The organism is Paenibacillus sp. 32352 (genome assembly GCF_002042965.1).
Lineage (GTDB): Bacteria > Bacillota > Bacilli > Paenibacillales > NBRC-103111 > Paenibacillus_S > Paenibacillus_S vulneris.
Genome location: NZ_MZNT01000018.1, coordinates 157190 through 165658, shown reverse-complemented (window position 1 = coordinate 165658; position 8469 = coordinate 157190). Strand labels below are relative to the sequence as shown.

Below are 8469 nucleotides of genomic sequence, written 5' to 3'. Positions count from 1 at the left end.
GACGTAAACTCTTCCGAGGAATACCCCACCTCCATATTTAGCAAAGTTCTCGCAAAACTAGGTTTCTCGACAGACTCGGGCCTTGGCTTCCAAGCTGATTCAGGTACTTTGCGGGGTGCCCTGAATTTTATAAGGTGCATAGAAAAAAGGCTCCTCGTATCTCGCGATACGGGAACCTTTTGCATCAAAAGCTTGCTTCTATATGATACTGCCGATTACTTTCGCAGCTCGGCTTCAAATGTTTGTTCCAATGCTTCCACGACTTTTGCGTGAAGCTCGCTGACTTCCTCATCGGTCAGGGTACGTTCAGGAGTCCGGTACACGAGAGCAAGCGCAACGCTCTTCTTGTCGGCGCCCAAACGCTCGCCTGTGTAAATATCAAATACTTGAATCGACTCTAGCAGGCTGCCGGCGACTTCACGAACTTTGGCCATCAGGTCGCCAACCTGCACGTCTCTGTTTACGACAACGGCAATGTCCCGTCCGATGGACGGATAACGAGGCAGCAGCTTGTGCGTGATGCGGCCGCTTGCCTGCTCGGCCAGCACTGAGAATTCTACCTCCAGCACGTAAGTGTCCGCCAAATCCTTCTTCTGCTGCAGGGAAGGATGCAGTTGGCCGATCGTCCCGATCACTTGCTCTCCTTCCGCTGTTTGCAGCGTAATATGCGCCGTACGGCCCGGATGGAAGCCTTCAGGCTGAGCCGCTTTATAGCCGATACCTTGCAGGCCCAGGTAGCTTACAACACTTTCAAATACGCCCTTCAAATCGTAGAAATCGACGTCGCCTGCCTTGCCCGTCCAATGCGTTTCATGACGTTTGCCTGTAATAAGCGCAGCCAGCATCAGACGCTCCTCCGGAAGCTTCGTCAAGGACTCTTCGTCTGTAATGAACGCCTTGCCGATTTCGAACACCTGCACATCGTCCGTATTGCGGTTCCGGTTGTATGCCGCCACTTCCAGCAGATGAGGAATCAAGCTTGTGCGCAGCGTGCTGCGCTCTTCGCTCATCGGCATGGACAAGGTAATCGGCTTCGCCTCAGGGTACGCACCCGGGAATTCGGCAATTTGGTCCGGATGCGTGAAGGAATACGTAATCGCTTCATGCAAGCCGCTTCCTGTCAGCACGTTCCGTACCAAACGGCGTACCACCTGCTCCTTCGTCAAGGCTCCCGGAGTCGTAACACCGCTCATCAATGTCGTCGGAATGTTATCGTAGCCGTACAAACGTGCCACTTCTTCAATCAAATCGACAGCGCGCGTAATGTCGCCGCGACGGCTAGGCACATGAACCGTGAAGGCTTCGCCTTGTGCTTCCACCGCAAAATGCAGTCTTTCAAAGATGGCGCCGACTTGCTCCGCCGTCAGCTCCGTACCCAAATATTGATTGATTCTGCTTACGCTGAGCTCGATTTGGACCGCTTTGTTTTCCTTGGTCACCGCTTCAACGATACCCGATGCTACCGTCCCCCCGGCGTACTCAGCCATAAGGGAAGCCGCACGGTTGAGCGCAGGAATGACCGCTTCCGGATTTACTTCTTTTTCGAAACGAAGCGAAGCCTCGGAACGTAAGCCGAGCTGTCGGGAGGTCTTGCGCACCGTTCCCCCGTCGAACTTCGCCGATTCCAGCAAAATGCGCACGGTTCCGTCCGTAACCTCGGAATTTTCTCCACCCATAACTCCGGCGAGCGCAACAGGCTTCGTACCGTCTGTAATCAGCAGCATGTGCGGCTCTAGCTCCCGCTCCACTCCATCCAGAGTAACGATCTTCTCTCCCTGCTTCGCCATGCGGACATCAATATGTCCATTAGCCAATTTATCTGCGTCAAATGCGTGCAGCGGTTGACCGTATTCCAGCATAACAAAGTTCGTAATGTCCACGATGTTATTGATCGGACGAACGCCTGCCGCCATCAGACGATTTTGCATCCACAGCGGAGAAGGGCCGATCTTAACATTTTCGATATAGCGCGCAGCATAGTGCGAGCATTGCTCCTTCGCCGTAATTTCAACGGAGATATGATTGGAGGCTTGCCCTGCGGCACCGTTCTTATTCAAGCCCTGCTCGGCATCCGGCAGTTGAACCGGACGGCCAAGAATCGCCGCGATCTCGTACGCTGCTCCCAGCATGCTCAGACAGTCGGAGCGGTTCGGCGTGAGGTCGAAATCAAGCACCTCATCATTAATCGCCAGTACGTCCAGAATGCTCTCCCCGATCGGAGTGGCTTCCGGCAGCACCAGAATTCCTTCCTGGATTTCTTTCGGCAGCAGCTTATCGTTCAGTCCAAGCTCCTTCGCCGAACAGATCATGCCTTGAGATTCCACACCACGCAGCTTCGCGCGTTTGATCACCAATCCGTCAGGCAGCTTTGCGCCGACAATGGCTACAGGAACCTTTTGGCCTGCGGCCACGTTCTTCGCTCCGCACACGATTTGCAAATCCTCGCCTTGCCCAACATCCACCGTACATACGCTCAATTTGTCGGCATCCGGATGCTTTTCGCGCGCCTTGACAAAACCGACGAATACTTTTTCTACCCCTTTGTTGCGCTTTTCTACTATATCGACCTCAATGCCGCTTCGCGTCAGCTTTTCGGCCAGCTCGTCGGCTGAATAACCATTCACATCCACATACTGGGATAGCCATTGGTAAGATACTTTCATGTCCTCTTAACACTCCTCTCGATTACAAATGGGCGAACTGCTTCAAGAAACGCAGGTCGTTCGTATAGAAATGACGGATGTCTTCAATGTCATATTTGAGCATCGCTACGCGTTCTACCCCGAGTCCGAAAGCGAAGCCGCTGTACTCCTCAGGATCATAACCGCCCTTTTCCAGCACGTTCGGATGCACCATGCCTGCGCCGAGGATTTCGAGCCAGCCGGTTTGCTTACATACGCGGCAGCCGCTGCCCCCGCACATCGCGCAGGTCACGTCAACCTCAACGCTTGGCTCCGTGAACGGGAAGAAGCTCGGACGCAGACGAATTTGCGTATTTTGCCCGAACAGCTCTCGCACGAACTGAAGCAGAGTGCCCTTCAAATCGCTCATGCGAATGTTGCGGTCGATAACGAGACCCTCGATTTGCGTGAACATATGGGAATGAGTCGCATCGTCATCATCACGGCGGTATACTTTACCCGGGCAAATGATTTTGACCGGCACTTCGCCTTTCATTTTCTCCATTGTACGAACCTGTACCGGGGAGGTTTGCGTGCGCATCAAAATTTCTTCAGTAATATAGAAGGAGTCCTGCATGTCGCGGGCCGGGTGATTTTTAGGCAGGTTCAACGCTTCGAAGTTGTAATAGTCCTGCTCGACCTCCGGACCTTCAGCTACCGTATAGCCCATCCCGATGAAAATGTCCTCGATCTGCTGAATGACTTTGCTGATCGGATGCGTCGCCCCTACAGGCGAAGGCCGGCCCGGCAGCGTCACGTCGATCGTCTCGGCACGCAGACGCGCTTCCGTCTCAGCCTTCTGGTACTCCTCCTGTTTGCTTTCGATGACGGCTTCGATGGCGCCGCGAACCTCATTGGCGACCTGCCCGATCACCGGACGCTCCTCAGCGCTCAAAGCTCCCATACCGCGCAAAATTTCGGTCAAAGGACCTTTTTTGCCCAAATATTTGATTTTCATTTCAGCAAGCTGCTGTTGGTTCGTCACCTGAGCCAGCTCCTGCAGCGCTTCGACTTTTAGTGCTTCCAAACGCTCTTTCATGTGTTCATCCTCCTTTTAGTTTTTTGCTTCAAAGCCTTCCTGGACCGCCGTATTTAGGGCGCTGCCTCATAACCCCCGATTAGCCGCTAACCTTTGTTAACCATCCTGCTCCAGGCAACAAAAAAAGGCTCATTCATCCCGGTAAAGGGACGAATAAGCCGTGGTACCACCCTTGTTAGAAGGCTTCAGATCCATACCCGACCGGCGCTTCAGCGCCAAAATAAGGATAAGGATTCCTTCTCACTCATTGAAAGTAACGGTTCCGAACGTTCATGTTCTTGGCCGGATCCCTCCTACTTGCCCCAGCGGCAGCTGCGGTTTCAAAGGACTGCTCGGGAGGGAACTTCGGCAGCCTGTTTCTGTAGAACCGCTCTCAATCTCCGGCGGCTCCTCCCTGTAAAGAGGCACTGCTTACTTTTCTCCGTCTACGCATTTTTGGATATGAAACTTGAGCTTATTATATGAAAATTGCATCTTCATTGCAAGTACCGGTCCAGATTTGCATGCCCATCTTTCGCTATATCCACTTGTTTATGTGAGCAGCTTGTCGAAATTTGGTGACTTTTCACACTCCTTCTTGCATAATGGTACTTATAATAACCATGAAGTTAAGGTCAGGAGGTTAGCGCTTGGCTATCTTATCTAACTTTGGACAAAGGGTGCGGGAGCTTAGGTTAAAAGCAGGGATGTCGCAGGAGGCGCTTGCGGTGCGCTGCGGAATGGACCGTTCTTATATTGGCGGCGTCGAGCGGGGCGAGCGGAACATTTCGCTGGAAAACATATCGATCATAACAAATGCTCTGGATGTCGATATGAGCTATTTTTTTGATAATGAGCGCTTCTCCATGCACTCCGCTTATGTAAAGAGCGAATATGAACGCGCCTTAAGCGAACGGTTTGTTTACCACATTGACTTTGACGAACAGGTCATCTCCTGGCAGGTCAAGGGAGTTCTCAGCGCAGACGATGTCGGTAAGCTTTCCTTCGATCTGAAGATCGCCTGCACTTACTTGACCAAAGGCCATATACGGCTGCTTATCGATAACAGGGGGATGGTAGCGAACGGACATCCGTTTGTTTTTTCGCCGGATACGAATGAAAGGATCGAGGAGCTTCAGAAGTGGATGTTTCCTCACTGTCAGAAGGTCGCGGTGCTGTGCAATTCCAAGCTGATGAAGAATCAAATGGATCGCCTGGGCAGCCGGACCGGGATGAAGCAAATTTCCCAGCATTTCTATAAGGACGGTAGTGAGGACGTCGTTGCCCAAGCCTATGCTTTTCTCGGCATCACGCATAATCCGTTGGTTACACCGGAACCGATCGCCTGACCCGGCTTTGGACAGGAGCTTCATCGGGATAGCTTACCGTCTGCACCTTTTCAGTCGAAAACCCGGGGCGGATAAGCCTCGGGTCTTGTTTTCGTGTGCAGGATTCGTACAGTTCACCGTAGTAATGGCAGCACAAGCGATTCCTTATTGCTGCTTGGCATACTTATGCATGTTCGTAATGTATTCCTCAACCAGCCGCTGAATGGAGGCAAGCTTCTCCTCCGGATGGCCATAGCTCTCCAAAGCCTGTGTCATGGCCTGAATATATTTGTCGCCCAGCTTTTTGAGCGCTTCGCTGGAGCTGCAGTATTCTTTCAAGTAAGCCGGGATAAAGTAGCATTCCAGCGAGTCCATAGAGAAGGTGTAATCGGCATCGCCCGCTTCTCCTGCCTCATCCTTGCTTTGCTTCATCTTGTCGTACAATCCTGTCGTTGTTATCAATCCTAGCCGGTAGGTTCTTCTAATAAATTCATACTGCTCCTGCCCGATAAGCCCCTGCTCGTGCTGTCTCTTACTTCTCTCATCCAGGTAATACAGGATGCCTCCCCATTCCGAGGTGAATTTCAGCCAAAATTCTATATCGCTATGATCGATAATGATGCTGACAACCTCATCAAATACGATATCCGGATTATCGGAAAGCATTTCCTGCACTTGCATGTTGGAATCCATTTCTTTCTCTCCTATCTGAACGATTGGTTTAACTTTTTATGAGACGGGTTTTCTTAAAATGATGGACAGGGCTGCGGTTATTAACAAAAGAACGACCCCAATATTAATGGCGACATCCGCCAAGTTAAGAATGCCATGGCCTGAGGTAAACTCCAGAAAATCCGTAACTTTACCGAATAATATACGGTCAATCGCATTGCCGGCTGCACCGCCGACCAGAAACCCCATGCTTATGTCCATCGGCTTCCCCTTGATCTCGCCTTTCTGCCGGTAATACAGCACCCCTGCGATAAAGATAACCGCGAATACGGCAAAGAGCCTTCCATATCCTTGAAACAAGCTGTGCGCCATCCCGCTGTTCTCGTAGTGGGTCAAGTTGAGAAAGGATTCCCACAGCGTAACCGTGGACCCGACCTCTATGGAGCCCCGTACCGCTATTTTGGCCAGCTGATCCACTGCAATAACCATAATGGCTATACAATAAAATAGCATGAGATAATTTCACTTCTTTCTTTGAGCAGTCCTTAAGGCTCGAGAGTCCGCGGTACTGCATTGCGCAGAGCGGCCGCCAGCTTCTCCAGCTCCTCAATTCCAGTCTCATCAGTGTACTGCTTTCCGTTCATTTCGTGAACCTGAATGTGATGTTCGTGTAAATGCTCCAACGCCTGCTCCAGCCGCAAACCGAGTATACCGCAAGCGGAGTCGATTTCAAATTTATTTTTCATTCTTGTTCCTTTCCCCTCGAATCTACCAATTCCATTTTTTTGTAAAACTTGAACTTTCCTTCATAATCATGTACCTTAGACAAGTGCCTATTATTGCACAGCTTATTTTAATAGATTCGAATTGGAGTTGAACCATCATTTTTACCAAAGTATTGAAAAGCGTATTTCTTGTTGCCTTTAGTGTTCTCATCAGTTATTTCTTTGTTGGCGGAGCGGTAATGGGGATCATCAGCCGCATCGGAAGCTTGTTCCGTACGACATGATTCCATCCTCCGACGAACTATTTGGAGTCTAGTTGATAGACTTTCCACCGGCATTAGGTGGCCTCCTGCTGCGTTGTCCAATCCTTCCTTACTCTCTATTTTCTCCAAATTTAGCAAGCATTCTGCATGACGCTATATTCCTTTTCTTATATCCTTGTTCTCTTCTTCTTGTTTTCTTCTGGTTATTAGGAGGCACCACCCCCTGCGGTAAAACCGCCTTTCGGCGGCAAGCAGCCGGGACTTTTATCGGGAGCCCGCATGGAACACGGATGCGTGTGAAAGGTGGTCTTGCTCCCTAATTCCGGCGATTTTAAACCAAATAACCCTCGGGCTCGCGGTCCAGCGGGTTACAGGTCTCCATCCCTTCCATTGAAGCTATTACTCCCGCTCAGGAAGAACATTATTTCAAAATAATAACGAAATATCCGTACAGGATCTCCAGCTCTTGCAACGAAACCTGAAGCTCATCGGCCTGCTGCTGGAACGAACAATCCGGTTTATCCACCAACAGCCGTAGCAGCGATTGCGCCAGCCCGATGGGGGACTGCTCCAGATCCGGCTGCAGCACTTTGAACTCATTCAGCGACCGGTTGCTTTGGATAATGCCAAAATCCGAGAGCTTCTTTAAAGTGCTAGTAATGTCCTGCGTAGTCGTATCCATAAAATTGCTTAATACTTTGACAGATAAGCTGCTTATGCCTTCGTTATTCGCCGTGGACTGCAATAAGGCAGTCAGCTTCTTGTAGGATTCGATTCGAAGCAATGCCCGGTCAATGACGCGGGACGAGAAAACCGATTGCATGGGATCACCGTATTTCATAAAGGATTCGATGTGAAGATACGTTTGGTAAAAAGATAACGCCATGATGCTGCATTTCCGCGATAAAATCTTACCATATGTCGGCGCAAACTGCTATAGAAGCCGATCCGATGCTTCATCTGCCCGGTTGTGCATCTACTCATACAATCGCCCCAGCTCCAAAAATACTCCCAAGGTGAACCAATCGCAATGGGGATCGTCGCCCAGGCGGTCTTCCAGTCCGGATGCCGCACACTCCAGATACGAATGAACGTCAAAATTGTACCAGGTGTGGTTTGTCCTTGAAGTGGTCCCTAAGAACCGGTACCGGTTCTCCTCTTCCTGCCGCTCCATCTCCCTCAAATCAAAAATATGAAATTGCAAAACCTCTCTTGTATAAGTAAAACCGTCAATGGCTGTTTCCAAAACGGGAGGTCTGCTGCATTGGTTCCACTCTTCCAAGTATTGTATCGGCGCTGTATCGAAGCTTTGTTCCAGCAGCTTACCTAGCAAAGAGTAGGTCATGACTTCATTTTTATGAGACAAGACACTAACATAAAGCGACCTAAGATAAGATTCCAGTGAAGCATCCGAGCGGCTTCCTCTTTCCTGCAGCATACAGTCAACATGGGCCGACAGATCTATAGGGGTTTGAATGTTCAATCGGTTCTCTTCCCTTCCTGTAAGAATCTATATATCATTTGATGCGGATGAATCGATTCCCTTCTTTCTATCTGCTTATCCTACTATGGTTCCCGTCCACTGGACACATACCCGTTTCTCATCTCATACAAAAAAAGTTGCACTGCCCCTTTACATACCTACCAAAGGTATGTATACTCATACTTATAAGATACCTACCGAAGGTCGGTCGATTGAAATGAAACAGCTGCTGACAACAAAGCTTTGTGAATCATCGATCGTGAACATTTATTAATCGGTCCTAAAGAAAGGATGAATGA

At 50.0% G+C, this 8469-nt stretch carries 9 protein-coding genes; 1 reads left to right on the top strand and 8 read right to left on the bottom strand.

Features of this window, described 5'->3' with window-relative positions:
* Window positions 1-215: 215 nt before the first annotated feature.
* Window positions 216-2663 (bottom strand): phenylalanine--tRNA ligase subunit beta, encoded by a 2448-nt coding sequence (gene pheT, locus B1728_RS31920; RefSeq protein ID WP_079914467.1) that lies wholly within the window; start codon window positions 2661-2663, stop codon window positions 216-218.
* Between the two features lie 22 nt (window positions 2664-2685).
* On the bottom strand, window positions 2686-3720 hold the full coding sequence (gene pheS, locus B1728_RS31915; RefSeq protein ID WP_079914466.1) for a phenylalanine--tRNA ligase subunit alpha: 1035 nt from the start codon (window positions 3718-3720) through the stop codon (window positions 2686-2688).
* Between the two features lie 629 nt (window positions 3721-4349).
* Here pheS and B1728_RS31910 point away from each other — a divergent pair.
* A complete protein-coding gene (locus B1728_RS31910; protein WP_256865598.1) occupies window positions 4350-5048 on the top strand; it encodes a helix-turn-helix domain-containing protein in 699 nt (232 codons plus the stop codon).
* A gap of 144 nt (window positions 5049-5192) precedes the next feature.
* Here the strand turns inward: B1728_RS31910 and B1728_RS31905 are convergent, their stop codons facing one another.
* The 6 genes from B1728_RS31905 to B1728_RS31880 all read right to left on the bottom strand — a co-directional run bounded on the left by B1728_RS31905 (window position 5193) and on the right by B1728_RS31880 (window position 8170).
* Entirely contained in the window at window positions 5193-5720 is a 528-nt protein-coding gene (locus B1728_RS31905; protein ID WP_079914465.1) for a hypothetical protein, read from the bottom strand.
* A 36-nt stretch (window positions 5721-5756) separates the two neighbouring features.
* Window positions 5757-6212, bottom strand: coding sequence for a signal peptidase II (lspA, locus tag B1728_RS31900; RefSeq protein WP_079914464.1), 456 nt, complete (start codon window positions 6210-6212; stop codon window positions 5757-5759).
* A 32-nt stretch (window positions 6213-6244) separates the two neighbouring features.
* The gene (locus B1728_RS31895; RefSeq protein ID WP_079914463.1) at window positions 6245-6445 is read right to left on the bottom strand and encodes a hypothetical protein; all 201 of its coding nucleotides are present in this window, start codon (window positions 6443-6445) and stop codon (window positions 6245-6247) included.
* Between the two features lie 107 nt (window positions 6446-6552).
* Entirely contained in the window at window positions 6553-6762 is a 210-nt protein-coding gene (locus B1728_RS31890) for a hypothetical protein (RefSeq protein ID WP_079914462.1), read from the bottom strand.
* Window positions 6763-7108: 346 nt separating this feature from the next.
* Window positions 7109-7573, bottom strand: coding sequence for a hypothetical protein (locus B1728_RS31885; RefSeq protein WP_079914461.1), 465 nt, complete (start codon window positions 7571-7573; stop codon window positions 7109-7111).
* 90 nt (window positions 7574-7663) lie between these two features.
* On the bottom strand, window positions 7664-8170 hold the full coding sequence (locus B1728_RS31880; RefSeq protein ID WP_079914460.1) for a hypothetical protein: 507 nt from the start codon (window positions 8168-8170) through the stop codon (window positions 7664-7666).
* Window positions 8171-8469 lie beyond the last annotated feature (299 nt).

Coding starts and splice junctions, on each gene's coding strand:
- pheT (WP_079914467.1), bottom strand. CDS start 2,663: ATGAAAGTATCTTACCAATGGCTATCCCAGTATGTGGATGTGAATGGT.
- pheS (WP_079914466.1), bottom strand. CDS start 3,720: ATGAAAGAGCGTTTGGAAGCACTAAAAGTCGAAGCGCTGCAGGAGCTG.
- B1728_RS31905 (WP_079914465.1), bottom strand. CDS start 5,720: ATGGATTCCAACATGCAAGTGCAGGAAATGCTTTCCGATAATCCGGAT.
- lspA (WP_079914464.1), bottom strand. CDS start 6,212: ATGCTATTTTATTGTATAGCCATTATGGTTATTGCAGTGGATCAGCTG.
- B1728_RS31895 (WP_079914463.1), bottom strand. CDS start 6,445: ATGAAAAATAAATTTGAAATCGACTCCGCTTGCGGTATACTCGGTTTG.
- B1728_RS31890 (WP_079914462.1), bottom strand. CDS start 6,762: ATGCCGGTGGAAAGTCTATCAACTAGACTCCAAATAGTTCGTCGGAGG.
- B1728_RS31885 (WP_079914461.1), bottom strand. CDS start 7,573: ATGGCGTTATCTTTTTACCAAACGTATCTTCACATCGAATCCTTTATG.